Here is a 22,085-nt window from a genome sequence, read left to right on the forward strand (position 1 = left end):
CATTTTATATTTTGCGAAGATTTTTCTATATTTCTTTCATTTTTGCCAATAATAAGCTCTATAGCCTTTATCACTGAGTAGTATGTGAGGAGATCAAAATGATGTTTGAAAGCACTGAACTGGTGAGATTTTCAGCTCACACTGGAGAAACTGGATGGGGGTGGCACGACATGATGGGATTTGGATACTTTGGGATATTTGGAGCACTGCTCATGCTCTTATTCTGGATCGCAATAATAGCTGGCGTTGTATGGTTCATCAAGTGGCTCTTTGAGCAGAGCTCAGGCGGAAGCAGAAAGAGCGCCCTTGAGATACTGGACGAGAAGTATGCACGCGGTGAGATAGACGACGAGGAGTACGAGAGAAGGAAAAGAAAGCTTCTGGAAGGCTGAATATCTGATTTTTCTCTTCTATTTTCCTTTAGGGAACGGACAAAGAACAAAAATAGAGCTGTTAAGCAAACACCGCCTTGTAAAGACCGACTATGATATCGCCGACCTCACAGTACACGTCCATATATCCTGCTTCCACTTTTTTGAAAACCCTTGAGCCCATCCCCTTTATTTCTTCAAGTGAAAATCCAAGATGGGTGTCCTTCAGCGTTTCTTTGAACTCCTCGTGCTCGTGCTTGAGGACGTCAACTATTATGACTTTGCCACCCTCTTTTAAAACGCTTTTCATGCTCCTGAGGACTTCCTCTGGCTTTAGGAAGTGGTGGAATGCGAGGGTTGATAAAACAACGTCGAACTCTTTTGGAACATTTATGCCATAGTGCTCGTTGGCTATCATTATTGACTCCCTGATCTTCTCGGCAACACCCCAGATGGGTGTTATTCCCTTTTCCTTGAGCCTCTTCAGCATGCTGGGCGTTATGTCGAAGCCGTAGACCTGGACTTTTATGCCCTTCTCCTCAAGCTTTCTCCTTACACGTTCCGTGAAGAAGCCCGAACCTGCGGCAACGTCAAGGAGCCTGATGTCTTTCCTGTTTAGCTTTAAGATTTCCCCAACTATATCGTTAACTATCGTCTCTATGCACTCGTCCCTGAGGTAGTCCCGCACGATGTCGTCCCTCTCGGGCGCTTCCGTCTCGAAGTACTCTATCTGCTCCACCAGCTCGTTGACCTCCTCTTCGCCAAATCCAAGCTTCTCTAAGAACGTTCTAATCTCTTCAATGCTCGGTATCATGCTCTCACCGCCTCAAAGCCCCTCTCAAGGTCCTCGATGAGGTCTTCAACGTCCTCTATTCCCACCGAGACCCTGATGAGCGAGTCCCTTATGCCGACCTTTTCCCTCTCATCCTTTGGAACCGATGCGTGGGTCATGATTGCCGGCAGTTCTATGAGCGACTCGACGCCGCCGAGGCTTTCGGCTAAAGCGAATATCTCAAGGCTCTCCACGAACTTTATTGCCTCTTCCAGTCCTCCTTTGAGTTCGAAGGAGAGCATGCCTCCGAAGCCGCGCATCTGCCTCTTCGCGAGTTCGTGCTGTGGATGTGAGGGCAGGCCGGGGTAATAAACGCGCTCAACCAGCGGGTGCTCCTCAAGATACCTTGCTATCGTCATGGCGTTCTTCTCGTGCCTCTCCATCCTGACTGCGAGCGTTTTGATGCCCCTCATTACCAGCCAGGAGTCGAAGGGCGAAAGGATTGCTCCAACCGCGTTCTGGTGGAACTTGAGCCTCTCATAGATTTCGTCGTCGTTGACCATCACAGCCCCGCCGACAACATCTGAATGCCCGCCGAGGTACTTGGTGACGCTGTGGAGGACTATATCTGCCCCAAGGTCAATGGGATTCTGGAAGTAAGGACTGGCAAAGGTGTTGTCCACGACCACGATGATGTCTCTCTCATGGGCGATCTCCGCTATCGCCTTTATGTCCGCCAGCTTCAATAGGGGGTTCGTTGGCGTTTCGAGCCAGATCATCCTCGTGTTCTCCCTTATTGCATTCCTGACATTCTCTGACTCCCTCGCGTCAACGTAGGTGAACTCGATGCCGAAGCGCTCCATCACCTGGTTGAAGAGCCTCTTCGTTCCGCCGTAGAGGTCGTCGAAAGCTATTACGTGGTCGCCCTTCTTCAACAGCGCCAGGAGTATCGTGGATTCGGCGGCAAGTCCTGAAGAAAACGCCAGCCCGTACTTTGCGTTCTCAAGTGCCGCCAGCTTTCTCTCAAGTGCGTCCCTCGTGGGGTTGCCGCTCCTCGAATAGACGTAGCCTTCCTCGACCTCCTTTATGCTCCTCTTCGCAAAGGTGGTTGAGAGGTGGATTGGGGATACAACGTCGCCGTGCTGCATGCTCTCGGGCTCTTCACCGACATGTATGGCTTTGGTTGAGAACCTCATCTCAGCACCTCCAGAACCTTTTCATCGTCAACCTCGAAGCCGTTCGCGATTAACCATTCGTCGTTGAATACCTTCGTGAGATAGTTCCTTCCGGTGTCCGGGAATATCACGACGACCTTCTTGCCTTCAACTCCTTTCTCCTTGAGGTACTTCACCGCCCCGTAGAGGGCTGCACCGGATGAACCGCCCGCCAGAATTCCTTCCTTCCTCGCGAGGAAGCGGGTCATTGAAAAGGCCTGCTGGTCGTTGACGACAACCATATCGTCAACGAGGCTTAAATCGACGGTTTCCGGGAGGAGGTCTTCGCCTATGCCCTCAACGAGGTAGGGGTGGGCCTTCTTGAGGGCCTCCTCAAGGCTCATTCCCTTCTTAACCAGGCTGTATATCGAGCCGACCGGGTCAACGCCTATTATTTTCACATCTTTCTTCCTCTCCTTCAGGTAGCGCCCGATTCCGGTTATCGTCCCCCCGGTGCCTATCCCCGCGAAGAGGTAGTCTATCTCCCCTCCGGTCTGCTCCCATATCTCCCTCGCGGTGGTCTCGTAGTGCGCCAGGGGGTTGTATTTGTTGAAGTACTGGTTGGGGATGTAGGCGTAGGGTGTTTCCTCCACTTCCTCCCCAAGGATTGCCCTGAGCTCGTCGAGCCTCTCTTCATTAACGAGCCGCTGAACGTACTCGACTATCTCCCTGAGCTCCTCTCTTGTTACCGCCCTGCCCCTTTTCCAGATGAGGTTCCTCACAGCCTCGGCCACCTTGTAGTAGGAGTTGGGGTCGTCTGGAGCAACGGCGGTGGGCGTTCTAATGACGAAGGCGCCCATGGCCTTTAGGAGGAGCTCCTTTTCGGTGCTCATCTTGTCCGGCATCGTGAAGACCGTCATGTAGCCCTCGTCGGCCGCTACAAGGGCGAGGCCAACGCCGGTGTTGCCTGAAGTTGGCTCGACTATAACACCGCCCTCGACGATTTTTCCCTCCTTTTTGGCCCCTTCTATCATGTACTTGCCTATCCTGTCCTTTATGCTCCCCCCAGGGTTGAAGAACTCCACCTTGGCGTAGAGCTCGTTTTTGAGGTTGAAATATCTCTCTATCTTCCTCAGCCTCACCAGGGGGGTGCTGCCTATTGTCTGAACGATGTCATCATAAATACCCAATTTTGTGTAACTTTCTGCCATTTTTACCCATCACCTACCCGATATTGGGTAGGAGTGTATATATATCTTTCGGTAAGCATATGCCTTCTTTACGGAAAATCGAAAATAATTCGCCGTTATTTAACAAAAGGTTTAGAATAAAAGGTGTATAAGTGGCTTTAAGTCTTTACACACTTTTGTTCCCATGCCCTTAGCCAGGACTCTCCCCTCCTTTGAACAGCAGCAGCTTCCTCGCCTGTGAGCTGTCCTTCTCGTATATCACCCCGTCCTCCATGTAGAGTATCCTGTCCGCGAAGTCAACTATTCTCGGGTCGTGCGTGGCGATTATGACGCCTTTTCCATCCCTCTTCGCCCTGTCGTGGATGAGCTCTATTACTTCCCTTCCGTTCTTTGAATCAAGGTTTGCCGTCGGCTCGTCCGCTATTATAATGTCCGGGTCGGTTATGAGAGCCCTCGCGATGGAGACCCTCTGCTGCTCGCCCCCGGAAAGCTTCTCCGGTTTGCTGTTCAATCTGTCCTCCAGCCCTAGTTCAACTAGCAGACGCTTTGCCCTTTCCTTGGCTTCCTTCTTTTTTACTCCCTTTATCAGGAGGGGCACCATGACGTTCTCCAGCGCCGTCAGCGAGGAGAGCAAATTGAAGTGCTGGAATATGAAGCCCATCTTCTCCAGCCTGAGCTTTGCGAGCTCATCCTGGTTCAATTCGGTCAGTTCGACCCATCCATGTGCCGAAATCGGGAACTTACGCGATGCATGGAATGACGAATATATCCTTATGCTTCCCGAGGTGGGCCTTAAAAGTCCGCTCAGCAGGGTTAAGAGCGTCGTTTTCCCGGAGCCCGAAGGCCCCATGAGCAGGACGACCTCCCCCCTTCTCAGGGTTAATGAAACGTTGTCCACTGCTTTAACCGCCGTCCTTCCCGAGCCGTAGATTTTCGTCAGATTTGTGGCTTTAATTAGGATCTCAGGCATTGAAGACCACCACCGGATCAACTTTGTTGAGCCTCCTTATCGGGATCAGCGGCGCCAGCAAACCCATACCGACGACTGCCGCAAAGGTTATCCCAACCGTGGCGGAGTTCATCTCCACAAAGAACTCGGGGGCAAATCTGGGGACGAACGTTGTCGCGAGCAGGGAAAGCCCTATGCCCACGGCAAAGCCGAGGAAGGTTATTATAACCGCCTGCTGGAAGACGATCTTCCTCAAAAACCTATTCTGCGCTCCGATTGCCTTCAGTATCGCGTATTCCCTCATCTTCTCCATCGTCATGGTGTAAAGCGTGAGTCCTATGACCGCCGCTCCAATTATGAAGCCTATGAACACCAGCGGGAAGAGTATGGAGTTGAAGCTCTCGTTTATCACGTCTTTGTGGTTCTGGATGAACCTCTCCTTCGTGAGTATCTCAACCGCCACCCCCTTCTCCTTCAGCCTGTCGGTGATGTCCTTTGCCACCTCGGTGGCCGGCCTGTCGCCGGAGAGCTCCACCAGGTAGTAGTTCACATACTGTGTCGTCCCGAATATCTCGGCGGCATCCTCGGTGGTTACGAAGATGTAGGGATAAACAACCGCAAACGTCCCCTTTGAGACCCCCACTATCCTGAGCTCCTTCTCTCCCACCTTAATTGTGTCGCCGAGCTTTAAATTGTTCCTGACAAAGAAGACGTGGTCAACGATGGCCTCCCCGTTTTTTATTTCCTTGCTGCCCTTCATGATGTCCCACGGGCCGCCGACCCCGCTCGCCGGGTCAAAGCCCACTATGTACACGGTCTTTTTTGCCCCGGTTCCTGGCACCTCTATCTGGACTGCCCTCCCTATGAGCTCGTGAACGCTCTCAACACCGTCCACGCTTTTTATCTCATCACCGAGCCCCCTTGGGAGGAGCGAGTATGTGTGCCAGAGGTCGTGTATGCCCTCCTGCCCCACCCAGAGGTCGGCGTTTGTGTTCACGATGTAGTTCGTGCCGAGGGTCGTCATGCCGTAGTACACTCCAAGGAGTATTATAACCAGCGTTACGGAGAGGGCCACTCCTCCAACGCTTATCACGACCCTCCCCTTATCATGGAACAGGTTCTTTCTCGCTATCATCTCAATCACCCGAAGGCTTTGTGGCAATGATCAGCCTCACAATGTCAAAAAACAGGTTTTCAACACGCTCTATCCTAAAGCCCGCCTTTTCGATGTTCTTCTGCGTCTCCCGCACCATGGATGTTCCCGTGAGCGCCCTCATCACAGGATTCATGAGATAGAGCGGGATGTTCAAAAGCTTTGATTCGCTTTTCATGTGCTCCAAAAATATGGCCCTTCCCCCTGGCTTTAGGACGCGGTAGGCCTCCTTAAGCCCCTTCATCGGGTCGGGGACAGTGCAGAAGACGAAGGTGCTAACGACGGTGTCAAACGTGTTGTCCCCGAACTCCAGATTTTGGGCGTCCATGAGCATTAGCTTAACGTTCTTCAGGCCGAGCTCTCTTCTCCTCCTCTCCGCCTTCTCAAGCATTCCCCTGCTGAAGTCTATGCCGGTGACCTCGACGTCTTCGGGGTAGTATGGGAGGTTCTTTCCCGTCCCGACGCCTATTTCAAGAACTTTACCTTTAGCCAAGCTTAAGGCCCTCTTTCTGTATTTTGAGAAAGCTCTCCTTTCAATCAGCGCCTCAAATGAGTCATAAAACCCTGAAAATCTGTCATATTTCCCTGCAGTATCCGTCATTTTCTTCACGCTTTATACATTGTGTAAACTTTGAATTAAGCTTATCCCTTCATTCTGTGAAGTCCAGTCAGATGAGATTCACATATTGGAAATAATAAGCCTATTAGCCTTTCCCCCCGAGTGTATAACGGAAAACAGCAAAAGGTGATGTGGAATGGAGTGGAAATCATTGTTGATCGGGTTCATAGTTGGAGCTCTCATAGCGGTTCCCCTCGGAATAGCACACAGCGGCGGATTCAACATGACGGAGAGAATAGGCGGCTTCGGGCCCATGCACATGGGCATGATGGACGATGAAATGCATGACCAGATGGAGAATTACATGGAAAGCGGGAACTTTACAGGGATGCATGATGAGATGGAGCCAGTAATGGAGAAGTACATGGCCGGCAACTGGACGGAGATGCACGAGTACTGTGAGAGGAGCATGGGCATTGAGGATGAAGATGAAAATGATGAATGATTTTTCCTTTTCATCCATGATTTCGGAGGAGATGGAGGTATGAGGCGGATTTCTATTTTTGGCCTCATCATAATTTCTGCGCTTCTTCTGTCGTATTATCTTGCGGTGGGCAGTTCGAAGGGTGATGTTTTCACCGGCTATCTTGTTGAGGGGAAGCCCGTTAAAGTGCAGAACGGCCTCGTCCTGGCGGACAGGGACTGCACGCCGAGCGAGGACTATATGGAGCTAACATGTACAGCGGTTATAGATGCTGGAGGGGAGGTTTTGAAGGTGCGTTACACACATCCCACAGAAGTTCCGTGCCTCTCAAAGGGAGACAGGGTGAGCATTGCAGTGAAGGGCGGTTCAGCGGTCGAAATAGTGCGCATGGGCGCTCCTTCAATGGAGCACTGATGGTGGTGGCGATGAGGAAGTTTGCTCTACCAATTCTGGGTTCCCTTTTTCTCGGGCTGACGGCTGGAAGTGCTCTCGCCGAGCCGATCGCCGAGTTTACTGGGGTAACGTTCTCAATAGTGGCGCTGGGAATACTGAACGCCCTGAGACCCTCGATTTTTCTGATGATAGTCTTTCTGCTCTCTATGATAGCAATTGTTGAGGAACGGAAGGTTCTCAGTGTTGGTTTTGCTTTCACCATAGGGGCTTTCCTGGGCTACAGCATAATAGCATCGGCCCTGATGAACCTGCACACGAGGATTCCCTTTTTGAGGTACTTCGTCGTGGCCTTCGGCATCGCAGTTGGCATGTACAAAATCCTGTCGGCACTGGGCTACGTGAGAATACCCCTTTCGAGCCCGCTAAGGGAAAAGAGCAACAGGGTCCTTGAGAAGGCGACCTCACCACCGGCCGCCTTTGTGGTTGGAGGGGCAATGGCGTTTCTCTCGCTCTCATGCGTGCTGCCGTCGTATCTCCTCGTGAGCTCCCTGCTTTCGGGCCGCTTCTCGCCGGGCACCACAGCGGCTCTCCTAATGGTGTTCATAGGGATCTCGGTGGTTCCCTTTGCCCTCATTACGCTGGGCTTCCACTACGGGAGCAGATACGCAAGGCTCGGAAGGGCTGTGGATAGATTTTCTTCCGTAAGCGGAAGGGGAGACCTAGTTATGGGCGTGGTGCTCGTGCTCGTGAGCATGCTCTATCTTGTTCTCTTCCTTTAGTCTAAACTTTTCTATGTTCTCCCTCGTTCTCTTGAACTCCCTCAGGCAGGTTGGGCAGCAGAAGAAGTAAACCCTGTTGCGGTACTTGTAGACTATCGGCTCTTCGATTATTTCCTTTCCGCAGTAGTCGCACTTGAAGGGTATCTTGACCTTCGGCGGGCTTGTTCTTTCAACGCTCTCAAGAACCGGCATTATCTCGATAACCTCGAAGCCAGCCCCCTCAATGACGTTTCTGAGCTGCTCCATGTCCTCGACTGCCACCTTTATGAGGTACTTCCTGCTGGTAAAGCGGTTTATTTCGATGATTTCCTCAAATTCCTGCAGCTTTTCAGGCTCGCTGGTTTTTATGATGAGCGCCACGACGTTGTGGGCCCTCAAGAGCTCGGGGTTTAGTTTGATGGTATACCCCTGGATTATTCCATCTTTTTCAAGCCTGTCAAGCCTTGATTTGACCGTTGGCCTGCTTACACCGAGCCGCTCGGCAAGCTCCGATATGCTCAGGCGTGAGTTGTCCATCAGGAGGTAGATAAGCTTTAAATCCAGGTCGTCTATTTTCATTTCCATCACCATCCCATCTATCTCTTCCAAACTATAAAAGTTTTCCTTTTGCACTTTACATTTTGTCAAAAAATAACTTCAATAACCTTTCTGTATAAACGTCCATCAGAGGTGAAGTTTATGGAAATCAATATCAAAATTACCGGAATGAGCTGCGCATCGTGCGCCAGAACAATAGAGCTGGCGCTTAAAGAGCTGGAGGGCGTGAAGGATGCCAGGGTGAACCTTGCGACCGAAAACGCGTCCGTTAAATTCGATGAGTCAAAGGTTAGCATAACCCAGATAATCAAGGCCATCGAGAGCGTTGGCTACGGGGTCGTCAGGGAAAAGAGGGACGCGATAATCAAAATCGGCGGCATGACATGTGCTTCATGTGTCAGGACGATAGAGACCGCCCTCAAGGAGCTGCCCGGTGTCATGGACGTCAAGGTAAACCTCGCCACCGAGAAGGCCACCGTAAGCTACGATCCGGCGGCTGTGAACATGGAGGACATCCAGAAGACCATCGAAGAATTTGGCTATCAGTTCCTTGGCGTTGAGGGTGAGGAGAGCATAGATATAGAAAGGGAGGCGAGGGAGAGGTATCTGAAGGGCATGAAGAAGAAGCTCGTCGTGGCCTGGACGTTTGGGGGCATAATAACATTCATGACCTACAGGTGGCTCCTTGGCCTTAACTTTGAGATACCTTACATGCTCTGGATACAGTTTGCCCTTGCCACGCCTGTGATAGCTTATTCTGGAAGGGACATATTCCTCAAGGCCATCCGGTCACTCGGACACAGGACGCTCAACATGGATGTCATGTACTTCATGGGTGTCGGTTCCGCTTACATCGCAAGCGTGCTCGCAACAGTGGGCGTTCTTCCAAGAGACTACAACTTCTACGAGGCAAGTGTACTGCTGCTGGCCTTCCTGCTCCTGGGCAGGTACCTTGAGCACATGGCGAAGGGAAGGACGAGTGAAGCGATTAAAAAGCTCATGGGGCTCCAGGCGAAGACGGCAACCGTGATAAGGGACGGGAAGGAGATAGAGGTTCCCGTCAGTCAGGTCAAGGTTGGCGACGTCGTGATAGTCAAGCCGGGAGAGAAGATACCGGTTGACAGTGTCGTCATCGAGGGCGAGAGCTACGTTGACGAGTCCATGATTACAGGAGAGCCCATTCCCGACATGAAGCGGAGGGGCGACGAGGTAATCGGAGGGACAATAAACGGGAACTCCGTGCTGAAGATTAGGGCAGAGAGGGTCGGCGGCGATACGGTTCTTGCTCAGATCATCAAGCTCGTTGAAGAGGCCCAGAACACAAGGCCGCCCATACAGAGGATAGCAGACAGAATCATAACCTACTTCATCCCGGTGGTTCTTACAGTGGCTCTCATCTCCTTCGTCTACTGGTACTTCATAGCAAAGGAGCCCCTGCTCTTCGCGTTCACGACGCTCATCAGCGTCCTCGTCATAGCTTGCCCCTGTGCCTTTGGCTTAGCGACTCCAACGGCTCTAACTGTCGGAATGGGCAAGGGCGCCGAGATGGGCATACTAATCAAGAACGGAGAGGTGCTTGAGATAGCGAGGAAGGCAACGGTGGTGCTCTTTGACAAGACTGGAACGCTCACAAAGGGCAAGCCTGAAGTGACTGACGTTATAACCTTCGGCATGGATGAGAAGGAGCTCATAAGGCTCGTCGCCTCTGCCGAGAAGCGCTCCGAGCACCCGCTTGGTGAGGCCATAGTGAGGAAGGCCCAGGAGCTCGGTCTTGAGCTTGAGGAGCCGGAGGAGTTTGAGGCCATCACAGGCAAGGGTGTCAAAGCTAAGGTCGGAGGAAGGGAAATCCTTGCCGGAAACAGGAAGCTCCTCAGGGAGGCAGGATACCCGGTTGAGGATATTGAGGAGACTCTCCACAAACTTGAGGACGAAGCGAAGACTGCCATACTCATAGTCATAGACGGCAGGATAGCCGGTGTTATTGGAATAGCGGACACCATCAAGGAGAACGCAAAGGAGGCAATAGAGGAGCTCCACAGGATGGGCAAGAAGGTCGGCATGATAACGGGCGACAACAGGAGAACGGCCAATGCCATAGCAAAGCAGCTGAACATAGACTACGTCCTTGCCGAGGTGCTCCCGCAGGACAAGGCCAACGAGGTCAAGAAGCTCCAGGAGAAGGGCGAGGTTGTTATCTTCGTCGGTGACGGCATAAATGATGCCCCGGCACTGGCTCAGGCCGATATTGGAATAGCCGTAAGCTCTGGAACTGATATAGCCATGGAGAGCGGTGAGATAGTGCTCATGAGGAACGACATAAGGGACGTCGTCAAGGCAATAAAGCTCAGCCAGAAGACGCTCTCAAAGATAAAGCAGAACTTCTTCTGGGCGATGATATACAACATAATCCTCATCCCGATAGCCGCAGGGGCGCTCTTCCCGCTCTTCGGAATAATCTTCAGGCCCGAGTGGGCCGCTGGGGCAATGGCGGTAAGCAGTGTCAGCGTCGTGAGCAACTCGCTCCTCCTGAAGAGGGCCAGAATCTGAGCCCTTTCATTTTTATTTCCCGGAGGTGAGGGGATTGATAGTTGAGTATGATGGGAAGATTAACTTCATGGACGGAAAGATCGTGCTGTGGTTCTCCATCCCGGGCTGTCCGCCGTGCAGGATAGTTGAGAGCTTCATGGAAGAGCTCAGTGCGGAGTTCCCGGAGATAACGGTCGTCCACATCAACGCCGAGGAATGGAACGACCTTGTGAACCGCTTTGACGTCCTCAACGTCCCGACGCTGATTTACCTCAGTGATGGAAAGGAGGTCGGAAGGCAGAACCTGATACGGAGGAAGGAGGAGGTTCTAATAAAGTTTGAGGAGCTCAAGGGACTCTAGCACTCCTCACTCCATCGATCGTGAAGGAGCACCTTAGGAATGGCCTGAAAAGGCTCCTCGATGAGACCGTCAAATAGCCGCACATGGTTTTACGGCGACTTTCCAATGGCTGTGCTAGTGCATCTGGCTTGGCTCGTTCCCGTGGTGGTGCTGTTTAGAATGAGGGTGATTTAGCCCTTTCACTTTTGAGAACAGAAAAGAATGGCTAAGAGAGGAAAAGAAGCTCAATCAAGCTTCTTGTGGCAGAACCACCAGTCGTAGCACTCGATCTCGCCCTTGGCCTTGGCCTCTTCCCTGGCCTTGATGTCCTCGACACTGGCCGCGGGCGGGACTATTGCCCTATCGCCGATGAGCTCGTTGTTGGGCCACTTGTGCGGAAGGGCGACTCCCTTCTCCGTGCTTATCTTGAGGGCATTGACGAGCCTGAGTATCTCGTCCCAGTCCCTGCCGACCTCGGCCGGGTAGTAGACGATGGCCCTTATTATTCCCTTGTCGTCGACGATGAAGACCGCCCTGGCGGTTGCAGTGGCACCGCTCGGTATCATGCCGAGCTCCTTGGCAAGGTCTCCCATGTCATCAGCTATAATCGGAAAGGTTATCTCCTCGCCGAGGTTCTCCTTGATCCACTCAGCCCACTTCAGGTGGCTGAAGACCTGGTCAAGGCTCAGTCCAATCGGCTCGACGCCAAGCTCCCTGAACTGGTCGACCCTCTTCTGGAGGGCGTAGAACTCGGTGGTACAGACCGGGGTGAAGTCGGCGGGGTGGCTGAACAGCATAAACCACCTGCCCTTCTCGGTGAAGTAGTCGGGCAGCTTTATTCTGCCGTGGGTGGTGTTGACCTCAACCTCCGGGAACTTTTCTCCTATCACTACCATTTTTCATCACCTCATACTTTAATGTTTTCGATATAAACCTTATAGGTTCGAATATATAAACTTTTTGGTTTGTCTAACATGAAGATATTGACAGATATCCGAAGAGCCGGATAGGCATCTCGACCGGACATCAAAGAGTTTCATAATTTGCCGTCATAGTGTAACTAAAATTCAAAAAAAGGTTTGTCAAAAATCAGCGGTGTGGGGAATTTATTGTTCAAATTCTCCTTACATCGACCCAGGTTGAATGATACGCCGAAGCGTTTCCGTATTTTTCGACGGTTTTATCGGCCGTCAGAAAGTTGGCGTTCCATCCGAGAAGTTTAACCCAGAACGCCTTGTATAGCAGAACAACTCCTTGCGGGAGGTCGTCGCTTATCCTCGCGGTCGTCCTTATTCTGCCGTAGTCGTTGAAGACCTCAACGGCGTCACCGTCCTTAATCCCTCTCTCAGTAGCATCGGCGGAGTTGATGTAGAGACTGGGGTCAATCATATTGTAGGTGTTATGGTACTGGCTGGTTATCGTCATCCTGTGTGTCGGGGTGAGGAGCCGCAGGGGGTATTTCCCTTCGGGCTTCCGATACCGGGGGAACGGGGTTAGGCCCCTCTCCACCGCTCTCCGGGAGTAGAACTCGATCTTCCCGCTCGGCGTTTTCCATTTTCTCGGTTTTTCTAGAACTTTGACGAAACCCTTAGCCTTCAGCTCCTCCCAGCTTATGCCGTTACGCTCCAGAACCCTCCTGATGACCTCCTCGTCGCTCTCGTAGAGGTGGGGCTCCTTTATCCCGAGGGCTTTTGCCAAAAGCCTCGTTACCTCGCTGTTGCTCTTCCCGTAGAGCCTCGCAACGGGCTCGTTAAGTGCAACATAGCGGTGGTAGTAGCTGTCCGCTATGTCAAGACGCTCGAAGAAGGTGTTTGCCGGAAGGACGACGTCGGAGTAGAGGGCCGTGTCGGTGAGGAAGATATCGTGTGTAACCACGAAAAGGTCGTTCTCCACCAGCGCTTTCCTTAGCCTGCTCTGATTCGGCAAACTGGCGAGGGGGTTGGAGTTGTAGATGTAGAGGAACTTAATCTTCCCCCTTTCGATGTATTCAGCGAGCTTCATCTGAGGAATTCTTTTGGCTGGCTTTGTTCGAAGAAAGGCGCCCTCTGCGTACGACTTGTTGATTGTCTTCATGTCGTAGATGAAGCCGAAGTTATGCCCTACTAGGGCCGGGAGGACTGCTATCGCCCTGACCGCTTCCCCACCGGCCAATGACCTTTGAAAGCCGTAGCCGATGTGGATTATTCCCTTCTTTTCAGCAAAATCACTCGCGAATGTCTCTATCTCCTCAACGCTCAAACCGGTCTCCCTGCTTACATAATCAAGCGATAATGTCTTTACATAATTCTTGAATTCTTCGAAGCCGTAAACGTTCTCGCGGACGAAATCTTTGTCGTAGAGTCCTTCTTCGATTATGACCTTAGCAACCCCAAGGGCAAAGAGGACGTCGGTGTCGGGCCTTATCCGGAAGAATCTGTCGGAGCGCTTGGCGGTTTCGGTTCTGACGACGTCAACCGTCCAGATTTCGAGACCGTATCTCCTTGCCAGCATGAACCCGTGCAGGTTCGTCCAGAAGGCGTTTATTCCCCAGTAAACTATCAACCGCTGGTTTTTGAGCTCCTCGGGGTCCATACCGATTGCGGTTCCGTAAACGTCCCTCAGAGCCTCCTGCCCGGCCCTGTCGCATATGCCGTAGTCGAGGAGCGAGGTGTTCAGGTGGTGGAAGAGCCTCAGCGGAAAGGCATAGTTTACAACACCTCTGTCCCCGGCATATTGATAAACTAAAACGCTCTCGCTTCCGTGCCTTTCGATTGTCTCCTTCAGCCTCCGAGCAACGAGGTCTATTGCTTCTTCCCAGTCCGTTTCCCTGAACTCGCCGCTTCCGCGTTCGCCTTCCCTGATGAGCGGATTTTTCAGGCGGTCTTTTGCGTGAAACCACTTCGGCAGAAGGGCACCCTTGGGGCAGAGGAAACCGGCGGTTATTGGGTGTTCAGGGTTGCCCCTAACCCTGAGCCGGCCGTCATTGAGCTCGCTCAGGATCGAGCATGTGTCGTAGCAGTCCCTCATGCAGACCGAAAACATGAACATCACGGTTTTATTGTTATTCTGTCGGCCGCGTTCCTCTCCCTGAGGATTTTCCCTATTGATCTTGGCAGCGTGACGAGGTCCCCGGCCCTGAAGGGACCGTGTTCGTTCATATTTTCGTCCAGAATCTTTGGTAGGTCTATCCTGATCAGATAGGCTTCCCTGACGGTGGGTTTTTCCTTAAACTCTTCACGAGCTCCCTCTTTGATCTCTCCTGTTTCGGCAGGAACGCTCTCCGCTGGAATGTTCTCGCGGTTTATAAATGCGCTCAGAATCCGGAATATCCTCTTTTCTTCATTTGTCAGGTCATAGGGCTTTCCTTCAATGGCGAGGTCGACTATTTTGTGGAGCCTTATTCGAATGATCTCCCTGATGATCTTCCCGGCTATGCGCAGCTGGGCATTGTAGAGCCTTCCTTCGACGTTATCCCCCCTCTCATTGGAAGACTCGACCCCCAATTCAAGGGCCTTAACTAGGCTGTCAAGTTCTCTGTAGAATTCATCATCCAGGGACACAAGCTCCCTTGATGAGAGCTCTGCCTCAAGAAGCTCCCTGAGCTTGATGATGTCCATGCTATCACCTTAGAAAATAAAAAGGGATCAGTCCTCCACACGGGGAGCGAGCAGGAACGTTAGCTTTCCTTCATCCCTTATCGGGTAGTCCATCTGGAGTGGCATCTCGGTGCCGAACCGGATTATAACCTCGTCTGCCTTTCCTATTCCCTTGACCATATCCGCCAGGTAGCTGATTCCGTAGGCACTCCTCGTCTCCTCCTCAACCTCAAGGTCAAGTAGACCTTCATCCTCAAGCGTGAGCTTTATCTCAACCTCCTGTGTCTCCCCCTCGGCCTTTATTATGAATTCGTTCTCCCTAGCTATGAACTTGAGGCTGTCGCTGACGAGGGAGCCGTCTTTGACCGCCTCCTTAAGAACCTCTCCGAGGACAACTGCCTTGGCGGTGAACGGCAGCTCGGGAAGCTCAAGTTCAAGCTCTTCAACCTCTATCAGGGGCAGACGGAAGGTTCTCTTTGCAGTGCCTTCAAATATGACCTCAAGGAAGTTCTCCTCGCCCTTCTTCAGGATCAGCGTATCCTTGCTCTTGCCCCTCTTCAGTATCTTCTTGAAGTGATCCATGTTTATTCCTATTGTTTCGCCTTCCTCCACATCATATTTGCTGAATATGGTCTCGGGCAGATTTAAATCGATGAGAACGACCCTGCTCGGGTCCATTGCACGCATTGAAATTCCTTCCTCCGTAACTTTAAAAGCAGCCTCATCAATCAGGTTGCTTGCCGTGGCAATCAGATCGGCGAAATCCTTGGCACCATCAAAAACTATCTCGAACGTCATCTTCACCCCTCCTCAGTATCTCGAGCATCAACCTAACTCTTTCTTTTCCACGGAATAAATAAGCTTTTCCATTATCCACATCCGGGATTCTTCTGTATGCTTCATCAAGCTCCTTAAGTGCCTTCTCCGCGAGGCGCCTCAGCACTTCCTCCTCCATCGGGGGCACCTACTCATAGCTTCTCCACACATGTCCGCATTTGGTGCACCTGTAAAAGATTGTGCTCGGCTCATCCCCCGCCCTCGTCTGGAGCTCCCACCAGTATGCGGTATCGTTGCCGCACTTCGGGCAGGTTATTTTTGTTGTCGGCAGCGTTTTGATATCCTGCTCGACGACGATTATGCCCTCATCGGGCTTGTGCTCAACCTTCTGGGTCATTTTGTAGCCCCTGGCATCCTCCGGGTTAATGGGCTCCTCGTAGCCGCAGCCCCTGCACACAAAGACTTTTCTCTTCCTGTCAGGGAGCATGATGCTTCCGCATTTCGGACAGAACTTGACCATTTTTCTCACCTCTTTAGCCGAGGGTGAGGTATGTTGAAGGAGAATAAAAAGTTTTGCCACAGGTGGACTCATCCATTGCAACCTCAATTCCTGTTTCTAAAGTTAATTCCTCTTTTAAGTCAGAAACAAGTTTACAATCTTGTATCTCCCCCTGTGGAGCGGTTCCATGGTCTCCGGTAGCTCCGCCGGATGGGCTTTCTTTTTCCTCAACCTATGCCCCTGTCAGTCCCCGAATGAGGAGCATCGGAAGGGTTATTCAGGCTCGGGTCTTCCAACCACCTCGAACTCAGCAGAGAGCGTTATCTCCTCAATCCTCCGGCTGGAGCGCCCCCTGTCTATCATAACGGTTTTCTCTATGCGGTATCTTCCCGGCTCAAGGGGTTCGAGCTTTCCGTTTCTCTCTACCCTTAGAGGGACTGCCTGACTCCAGCTCTGGCCGGGTTCTATCCCGTACCCGATGCCCGTGAATGAGAAGCCCGTCGGGATTTCCTTCCATCTCCCGTTTTCAAGGCGGTAGAGCCTGTAAAATGCGCCCGCGATGAGCCTTTCGCTCCCATTGTTGACTATCGTTAGCGTCAGGATTTCGCCGGGATGATAGGTCGAATTATCGAGAACCATCGCGATGGAGAAAGCTCCGGGGGAAACAATTTCCGGGTTCTTGAGCTTGAGGTGGGCGAGGGCTGAGAGGATCAGGATAACCGTGAACAGAACGAGGACTGCAGACCTGCCCCTCATATTTCACACCGAACCAGCTTCCTAACGCTTCAAAAAAATGGAAATGAAAGATCACTCCTTCATCGGCAGGCCGTAGTCGAAGGAGTAGTAGACCTTCTGGAACTGTCTCCTGAAGTAGAACACGTCCTTCTCGACCTTCTTCGGGTCTTCCCTGTCAATGAGAACACGCTTCATGAAGTGCGCTATCTCCTTCATGTCGTCCTCAAGCATGCCGACACGGGTCATCTCCTGCACTCCAATGCGCAGACCGCTCGGTGTGTTGACCTTCTCAAGCGGGTCCCATGGCAGGAGGTTCTTGTTGAGGATTATGCCCGCTTCTTCGAGGAGCGGTGCCGCCCATCCGCCGCCGGCCTCGTGGAGGTCGCTGACGTCAACGACAACCTGGTGGCTCTTTGTGTAGCCCTGGTCTTCTCCGATTACCTTGAAGCCCTCCTCCGCCATGGCCTCGGCCAGGGCCTTCGCGTTCCTGACGATCTGGGCGGCATAGCGCTCACCGAATTCGAGCATCTCTGCTGCGGTCAGTGCCTTTCCGGCCATGTGGTGGAGGTGGTGGTTGCTCAGCACACCGGGGAATATCGCCCACTGGAGCTTGGCAACGTCATCACCGAAGTTCTTGTAGAGGATTACACCGCCCTGAGGTCCGGGGAATGTCTTGTGTGTCGAGGATGTTATGAGGTCTGCCCCCTCCCTCAGCGGGTCCTGGAACTGGCCTCCGGCTATGAGGCCGAGGACATGGGCTGCGTCGTACATGACGTATGCTCCGACCTCCTTGGCAACAGGGGCGAGCTCCTTGACCGGGTGCGGGAACGGGAAGAGCGAACCGCCGAAGACGACAATCTTTGGCTCCTTCTCCCTTATCAGCTGGGCGGCCTTGTCGACATCGATGTTGAAAGCCTCGTTGTCGAAGGGCCATGTGAAGACCTCCAGACCGCGCATTCCGGCCGCTCCGAAGGGCATGTGGCTTATATGTCCGCCGTGGCTGGTGTGGAGGACTATGGCCTTATCGCCCGGCTGGGTGAGGCCGAAGAAAGCCGCCTGGTTGGCGTTGGTTCCGGAGATTGGCCTTAAATCGGCGAAATCACTCTTGAAGAGCCTGCAGAAAAGGTCAATGCCTATGAGCTCCACCTCATCAACGTACTTGCACCCCTGATAGTACCTCTGCTTTGGCCAGCCCTCGGCGTATTTGTGCATGAAACCACTCGCGACCGCCCTTGTAACGGTCGGAGATGTTATGTTCTCACTTGCGATCAGGTTTATGGTTGAGCTCCTCCACTTTTCGTGCTCCTCCAAAAAGTTCAGAACCTTGCTCCTGTACTCCTCATACATCCAGATCACCTCATGAAGGTTTTATGGTGATAGAATATAAACCTTACCGCATGTGTGCATGTGTATAAAAATGTTCATTGAAAAGGGAAAAGTCAGCGGAGCTTCGCGGCGAGCCACATCAGGATGGGCAGCACTATAAAGGCCATTAAATCGCCGGTGTCGCCCGCGAAAGCCAGAACATCGGCGAAGTTCCTGACGCCGGCGAAGTAGAGCGCCGCCGGAGGTATGACCGTGAGGGCCCATGCCGCTTTTCTGTCCAGCTTCACAAACTCCTCGCTGTTGCTCTGCTGTGCTAAAGCTATGCCTATATAACTCGTTGTTATGGCGAGGAGGGGTATGAGGTTGCCGGCGAGCCAGCCGAGCCTGCCGTATATCTGCTCCAGCGCCATTGTGGCCACCTGCGGTGTTTCCCTGCCGAAGACGAGCAGGAAGGAGGCCATGAATACGGCATATATGGCAGTCGGGATGAGGAAGGCCAGCACTATGACCCTCTTAGTGTCTTTGTAGCTCCCGAGCCCCTTGTAGACGTCGGGGATTATGGTGTGGCAGCCGAGGGCGAAGATGGCGACGCCGGTTATGCTGAGCAGACCGCCCATGTCCGTATAGAGACCGTTCCTGAGCTCTGCATGCGGGGCGAGCATCACGGTTATGCCGATGAAGAGGGCGAGCATCACATAGCTCATTATCAGCTCGGTTTTTCCGCTGGCTTCGAGCCCCTTGTAGACGACCACCGAAGCCAAAACCCAGAACACTGCCGCCCCTGCGGTCTCGCTGATTCCGAAGAGGCTCGCGAAGACGCTGCCCATCCCGGCTATATATGCGAGGATTGCACCGAAGCTCATGAGTGCTATGCTGAGGTACATCAGCCAGCCGCCGGCCTTTCCAAGGATTCTCTGGGCGATGGTGCTCATCTGTGCCCCGCCCATCTCAGCGGAGAACTTCAGGACTATGAAGGCCGTTCCGAGCATCAGGAGCATGACGCTGAAGAGCACGCCCATGGCGGGTATTAACCCAACCCTGCTCGCGGCATAGGGCAGACCGAGAACTCCTGCCCCTATCTGGGTTCCCACAAGTATCGCAAGGGCTTCATTTTTAGTTATGCGTGCCTTCTCCACCCTTATCGTGCTCGTCCTTATTGCGGCAGCCCCCTTTCTCTTTCTCATGAGCTGTATGAGGGCGGCGTTCCTCCTGAGCTTTTTCCGCCTCGCAAGGGCCTGTCTCTCCGCATAATACCTCCCATGTGATGTGGTGACCTTTTTTCTCGAAACTCCATCGCTCACGGGCATTTCTTTCACCTCCACAGATGTGTTCATGGATACAATTTTAAAGCCTTCCACGGAGATGCGAAGGGCGCTTCAAAGATTATTCGGATGTTGGCAGGAACTTCCAAATGGTGAGCAGAATTTTTAAAGTATGCCGGGTAAATACAATCATGATTGAGGAAGCTGCCAGGCTTATAGCCAGATCTCGCTTTGCGATAGCTTTTACAGGTGCGGGAATAAGTGCGGAAAGTGGAGTCCCGACATTCAGGGGATCCGGCGGTCTCTGGAGGCAATACCGGGCGGAGGAGCTCGCAACCCCTGAGGCGTTCAGAAGGAATCCCCGGCTCGTGTGGGAGTTCTACAGGTGGCGGATGAATCTGATAAGAAAGGCGAAGCCCAACAGGGCACACTACGCTTTGGCGGAGCTTGAAAAAATGGGGGTTCTCAAGGCCGTCATAACACAGAATGTCGATGACCTCCACCGGGAGGCAGGAACTGAAAACCTCATCGAGCTTCACGGCAACATATTCCGCGTTAGGTGTCCTTCCTGCGGTTACGGGGAGGATCTGAAGAAGAGCGGTCGATTGGAGGAGTTTTTAGCCGGGAAAAGCCTTCCACACTGTCCGGACTGCGGCTCGCTTCTCAGGCCGGATGTTGTGTGGTTCGGTGAGGCCCTACCCGAGGACGCCATGAACAGGGCGTTTGGACTTGCCGAAAGGGCCGATGTGTGTCTGGTGATCGGGACGAGCGGCGTTGTCTATCCTGCGGCATACATTCCCAGAATCGTTAAGGAGAGCAGGGGGATTGTGATAGAGATAAACACAGGGGAGAGCGGGATAACTCCTGTTGCCGATATCTTCCTGCGCGGAAGGGCAGGGGAGGTCATGGAAAGGCTCGTAAGGATGATAAGGAGGCTGGTGAAATGAGGGGGAAGGTCTTTCTGATAGGTTTTGAAAAGGGGGATGTTGAGAGGCTCAAGGAGACGTTGGAGGATTTTGATGTGCATGAAATCCCGGAATACTGCAGGGACTGGATTCTTCAGGAGATAGTCGAGAAGGCGGATAAGCTCAGGGGGGACGGGAACTGGCATGTTAGAAAATTCCTCCTCATGCACGATGTGGATAACGAGGCCGTGAAGACCATAATAAAGAGGATGAAGGCTCTTGGTCACGGGAGGGTGATATTCGCGACCACAACGCCGGCATCGCTCGCGTGGGGGCTTGAAGACCTCATAAAGGAGTGGCTTGAGGAGGACGAGCGTTTCCGCCAGATGAAGCGTTCGAGGTTCTATCTCGATATAACGGGAGGGAAAGATTAAATATCTCATGCACCAACCTTTTAGGGGTGGAGAGATGATAAAGGTTGTGTTTTTTGACCTGGATGATACAATTGCAGACACCTCAAGGCTGGCGGAAATGGCGAGGAAGAACGCCATTGAGAATATGATACGTCACGGCATGCCCGCTGACTTTGATACTGCATACAGCGAGCTCCTTGACCTGATAAGGGAGTATGGGAGCAACTTTAACAGGCATTTTGATTATCTCCTGCGCAGGCTTGACATTCCCTACAACCCCAAATGGGTTGCCGCCGGGGTCATAGCATACCACAACACCAAGTTTGCATACCTGAGGGAGGTGAGACACGTCAGGAGAACCCTTCTGAAGCTGAAGGAGATGGGCCTTCTCCTGGGCATAATAACCGACGGAAATCCCATAAAGCAGTGGGAGAAGATACTGCGCCTTGAGCTTGATGCTTACTTCGACGAGGTTCTCATATCGGATTTTGTCGGTGTGAAGAAGCCCCACCCGAAGATATTCCGCAAGGCCATAGGGAAGTTCGGTGTTGAGGCCAATGAAGCCGTTATGGTTGGGGACAGGCTTTACTCGGATATCTACGGTGCCAAACAGGTGGGAATGCACACGGTCTGGTTTAAATACGGGAAATACGCCGACAGGGAAAAGGAATATCTCAAATATGCAGATTTCACAATCGAAGACCTGAAGGAGCTCCCCGAAATCATAGAGGTGCTGAATGGTGAGGGTGCAGATAAGGAAGTTCATGCTGATTGACGGTTCATATAAGTCGAGGATCCTGAGGGGCGATAAAGTCACCACCATAAGATACGGGGACTACGATGCCAGACCCGGCAGTGAGGTTTATCTTGTTATCCGGCCCAGCGACACGGCGGTGGCGAAGGTGAGAATCACGGGGGTTGAGAGGAAGAAGGTTCGTGAGCTAACGGATGAGGATGCGAGGAGGGATGGCTTCAGAAACATTAAGGAGCTCCTCAGGGAACTAGGGAAAATCTACGGCGATCTCTACGGGGACGATGAGGTTACGGTAATCGGTTTTGAGGTGTTGAGGAGGTATGATGACGGGATACCCCTCAGGTGGCTGAAGGGGCTGAACTATCATGAACCCGGGGAAATAGCCCGTCTCTACCTCGAAAATCGGGAGAAGGTTAGCTTAAACAGAGAAACGGACTTCATACTGCGCAGGATTTACAACGAGGGACTTGGGCGGGCCGTTAGAACCTTCGGGCCGAAGAGGGTTCAGCAGGCTCTGCTCAAGGCATATCACGGCCTTTACGATGCCGGGCTCATCTGAAAGGGTGCGGTTAGGATAAGATTTAACCCTTTGAGGGGTTTTTCACTGTTTATTTTGAGGTACAACTCTGCAC

At 52.5% G+C, this 22,085-nt stretch carries 26 protein-coding genes; 10 read left to right on the forward strand and 16 right to left on the reverse strand.

Annotated features, from left to right (window positions below; genetic code table 11):
- The first annotated feature begins 98 nt into the window (after positions 1 to 98).
- Complete coding sequence (locus ACYQ27_RS05355) at positions 99 to 392, forward strand: SHOCT domain-containing protein (RefSeq protein WP_235507093.1); 294 nt, start codon at positions 99 to 101, stop codon at positions 390 to 392.
- Positions 393 to 453: 61 nt separating this feature from the next.
- Here ACYQ27_RS05355 and ACYQ27_RS05360 read toward each other — a convergent pair whose 3' ends face one another.
- From ACYQ27_RS05360 to ACYQ27_RS05385, 6 genes are all read right to left on the reverse strand, one after another.
- On the reverse strand, positions 454 to 1,185 hold the full coding sequence (locus ACYQ27_RS05360) for a class I SAM-dependent methyltransferase (protein ID WP_460041181.1): 732 nt from the start codon (positions 1,183 to 1,185) through the stop codon (positions 454 to 456).
- Positions 1,182 to 2,339: a cystathionine gamma-synthase gene (locus ACYQ27_RS05365; protein ID WP_460041182.1), complete on the reverse strand. Its 1,158-nt coding sequence runs from the start codon at positions 2,337 to 2,339 to the stop codon at positions 1,182 to 1,184. The genes ACYQ27_RS05360 and ACYQ27_RS05365 overlap by 4 nt, the downstream gene beginning before the upstream one ends.
- Positions 2,336 to 3,508, reverse strand: coding sequence for a PLP-dependent cysteine synthase family protein (locus ACYQ27_RS05370; RefSeq protein WP_460041183.1), 1,173 nt, complete (start codon positions 3,506 to 3,508; stop codon positions 2,336 to 2,338). Before ACYQ27_RS05370 ends, ACYQ27_RS05365 begins: the two co-directional genes overlap by 4 nt.
- Before the next feature lie 169 nt (positions 3,509 to 3,677).
- A complete protein-coding gene (locus ACYQ27_RS05375) occupies positions 3,678 to 4,457 on the reverse strand; it encodes an ABC transporter ATP-binding protein (RefSeq protein ID WP_460041184.1) in 780 nt (259 codons plus the stop codon).
- Positions 4,450 to 5,571, reverse strand: coding sequence for an ABC transporter permease (locus ACYQ27_RS05380; RefSeq protein ID WP_460041185.1), 1,122 nt, complete (start codon positions 5,569 to 5,571; stop codon positions 4,450 to 4,452). The genes ACYQ27_RS05375 and ACYQ27_RS05380 overlap by 8 nt, the downstream gene beginning before the upstream one ends.
- Before the next feature lies 1 nt (position 5,572).
- On the reverse strand, positions 5,573 to 6,190 hold the full coding sequence (locus tag ACYQ27_RS05385; RefSeq protein ID WP_460041810.1) for a class I SAM-dependent methyltransferase: 618 nt from the start codon (positions 6,188 to 6,190) through the stop codon (positions 5,573 to 5,575).
- A gap of 154 nt (positions 6,191 to 6,344) precedes the next feature.
- Here ACYQ27_RS05385 and ACYQ27_RS05390 point away from each other — a divergent pair, with 154 nt between their 5' ends.
- From ACYQ27_RS05390 to ACYQ27_RS05400, 3 genes are read left to right on the forward strand one after another with little or no spacing between them, the layout of a single operon-like run.
- Positions 6,345 to 6,653 (forward strand): hypothetical protein, encoded by a 309-nt coding sequence (locus ACYQ27_RS05390; protein ID WP_456452614.1) that lies wholly within the window; start codon positions 6,345 to 6,347, stop codon positions 6,651 to 6,653.
- A 39-nt stretch (positions 6,654 to 6,692) separates the two neighbouring features.
- A complete protein-coding gene (locus tag ACYQ27_RS05395) occupies positions 6,693 to 7,046 on the forward strand; it encodes a hypothetical protein (RefSeq protein ID WP_456452616.1) in 354 nt (117 codons plus the stop codon).
- On the forward strand, positions 7,046 to 7,804 hold the full coding sequence (locus ACYQ27_RS05400; RefSeq protein WP_456452618.1) for a cytochrome C biogenesis protein: 759 nt from the start codon (positions 7,046 to 7,048) through the stop codon (positions 7,802 to 7,804). The genes ACYQ27_RS05395 and ACYQ27_RS05400 overlap by 1 nt, the downstream gene beginning before the upstream one ends.
- On the opposite strand, the gene ACYQ27_RS05405 is transcribed toward ACYQ27_RS05400, so the two are convergent.
- The gene (locus ACYQ27_RS05405; protein ID WP_456452624.1) at positions 7,745 to 8,362 is read right to left on the reverse strand and encodes a TRASH domain-containing protein; all 618 of its coding nucleotides are present in this window, start codon (positions 8,360 to 8,362) and stop codon (positions 7,745 to 7,747) included. The genes ACYQ27_RS05400 and ACYQ27_RS05405 overlap by 60 nt on opposite strands.
- A gap of 120 nt (positions 8,363 to 8,482) precedes the next feature.
- Between ACYQ27_RS05405 and ACYQ27_RS05410 the strand changes: the two genes are divergently transcribed.
- Together ACYQ27_RS05410 and ACYQ27_RS05415 are read left to right on the forward strand one after the other, a co-directional pair.
- A complete protein-coding gene (locus tag ACYQ27_RS05410; RefSeq protein ID WP_460041186.1) occupies positions 8,483 to 10,888 on the forward strand; it encodes a heavy metal translocating P-type ATPase in 2,406 nt (801 codons plus the stop codon).
- Positions 10,889 to 10,922: 34 nt separating this feature from the next.
- Positions 10,923 to 11,228, forward strand: a complete 306-nt coding sequence (locus ACYQ27_RS05415; RefSeq protein ID WP_460041187.1) for a thioredoxin family protein — start codon at positions 10,923 to 10,925, stop codon at positions 11,226 to 11,228.
- Between the two features lie 224 nt (positions 11,229 to 11,452).
- Here ACYQ27_RS05415 and ACYQ27_RS05420 read toward each other — a convergent pair whose 3' ends face one another.
- The 9 genes from ACYQ27_RS05420 to ACYQ27_RS05460 all read right to left on the reverse strand — a co-directional run bounded on the left by ACYQ27_RS05420 (position 11,453) and on the right by ACYQ27_RS05460 (position 19,426).
- On the reverse strand, positions 11,453 to 12,103 hold the full coding sequence (locus tag ACYQ27_RS05420; RefSeq protein ID WP_460041188.1) for a peroxiredoxin: 651 nt from the start codon (positions 12,101 to 12,103) through the stop codon (positions 11,453 to 11,455).
- A 217-nt stretch (positions 12,104 to 12,320) separates the two neighbouring features.
- Entirely contained in the window at positions 12,321 to 14,228 is a 1,908-nt protein-coding gene (locus ACYQ27_RS05425; RefSeq protein WP_460041811.1) for a molybdopterin-dependent oxidoreductase, read from the reverse strand.
- 5 nt (positions 14,229 to 14,233) lie between these two features.
- The gene (locus tag ACYQ27_RS05430; RefSeq protein WP_460041189.1) at positions 14,234 to 14,803 is read right to left on the reverse strand and encodes a DNA replication complex subunit Gins51; all 570 of its coding nucleotides are present in this window, start codon (positions 14,801 to 14,803) and stop codon (positions 14,234 to 14,236) included.
- Between the two features lie 27 nt (positions 14,804 to 14,830).
- Positions 14,831 to 15,580: a DNA polymerase sliding clamp gene (locus tag ACYQ27_RS05435; RefSeq protein ID WP_456396877.1), complete on the reverse strand. Its 750-nt coding sequence runs from the start codon at positions 15,578 to 15,580 to the stop codon at positions 14,831 to 14,833.
- Positions 15,558 to 15,737, reverse strand: a complete 180-nt coding sequence (locus ACYQ27_RS05440; protein WP_456396878.1) for a hypothetical protein — start codon at positions 15,735 to 15,737, stop codon at positions 15,558 to 15,560. The genes ACYQ27_RS05435 and ACYQ27_RS05440 overlap by 23 nt, the downstream gene beginning before the upstream one ends.
- Before the next feature lie 9 nt (positions 15,738 to 15,746).
- Positions 15,747 to 16,079, reverse strand: coding sequence for a transcription factor S (locus tag ACYQ27_RS05445; RefSeq protein WP_460041190.1), 333 nt, complete (start codon positions 16,077 to 16,079; stop codon positions 15,747 to 15,749).
- A 252-nt stretch (positions 16,080 to 16,331) separates the two neighbouring features.
- Positions 16,332 to 16,814, reverse strand: a complete 483-nt coding sequence (locus ACYQ27_RS05450; protein WP_460041191.1) for an immunoglobulin-like domain-containing protein — start codon at positions 16,812 to 16,814, stop codon at positions 16,332 to 16,334.
- A 51-nt stretch (positions 16,815 to 16,865) separates the two neighbouring features.
- On the reverse strand, positions 16,866 to 18,140 hold the full coding sequence (glyA, locus tag ACYQ27_RS05455; RefSeq protein ID WP_456452848.1) for a serine hydroxymethyltransferase: 1,275 nt from the start codon (positions 18,138 to 18,140) through the stop codon (positions 16,866 to 16,868).
- A 92-nt stretch (positions 18,141 to 18,232) separates the two neighbouring features.
- The gene (locus ACYQ27_RS05460) at positions 18,233 to 19,426 is read right to left on the reverse strand and encodes an aromatic amino acid transport family protein (protein ID WP_460041812.1); all 1,194 of its coding nucleotides are present in this window, start codon (positions 19,424 to 19,426) and stop codon (positions 18,233 to 18,235) included.
- Between the two features lie 146 nt (positions 19,427 to 19,572).
- On the opposite strand from ACYQ27_RS05460, the gene cobB reads away from it, so the two are divergent.
- From cobB to ACYQ27_RS05480, 4 genes are read left to right on the forward strand one after another with little or no spacing between them, the layout of a single operon-like run.
- Positions 19,573 to 20,328 carry an NAD-dependent protein deacetylase gene (gene cobB, locus ACYQ27_RS05465; protein ID WP_460041192.1) on the forward strand — a complete coding sequence of 252 codons (756 nt, stop codon included), beginning with the start codon at positions 19,573 to 19,575 and terminating at the stop codon, positions 20,326 to 20,328.
- On the forward strand, positions 20,325 to 20,720 hold the full coding sequence (locus tag ACYQ27_RS05470) for a DUF3783 domain-containing protein (protein WP_460041193.1): 396 nt from the start codon (positions 20,325 to 20,327) through the stop codon (positions 20,718 to 20,720). The genes cobB and ACYQ27_RS05470 overlap by 4 nt, the downstream gene beginning before the upstream one ends.
- 34 nt (positions 20,721 to 20,754) lie before the next feature.
- On the forward strand, positions 20,755 to 21,474 hold the full coding sequence (locus ACYQ27_RS05475; protein ID WP_460041194.1) for a TIGR02253 family HAD-type hydrolase: 720 nt from the start codon (positions 20,755 to 20,757) through the stop codon (positions 21,472 to 21,474).
- Positions 21,437 to 22,012, forward strand: a complete 576-nt coding sequence (locus ACYQ27_RS05480) for an ASCH domain-containing protein (RefSeq protein ID WP_460041195.1) — start codon at positions 21,437 to 21,439, stop codon at positions 22,010 to 22,012. The genes ACYQ27_RS05475 and ACYQ27_RS05480 overlap by 38 nt, the downstream gene beginning before the upstream one ends.
- Positions 22,013 to 22,085 lie beyond the last annotated feature (73 nt).

The sequence above is a fragment of the Thermococcus atlanticus genome (assembly GCF_054657855.1).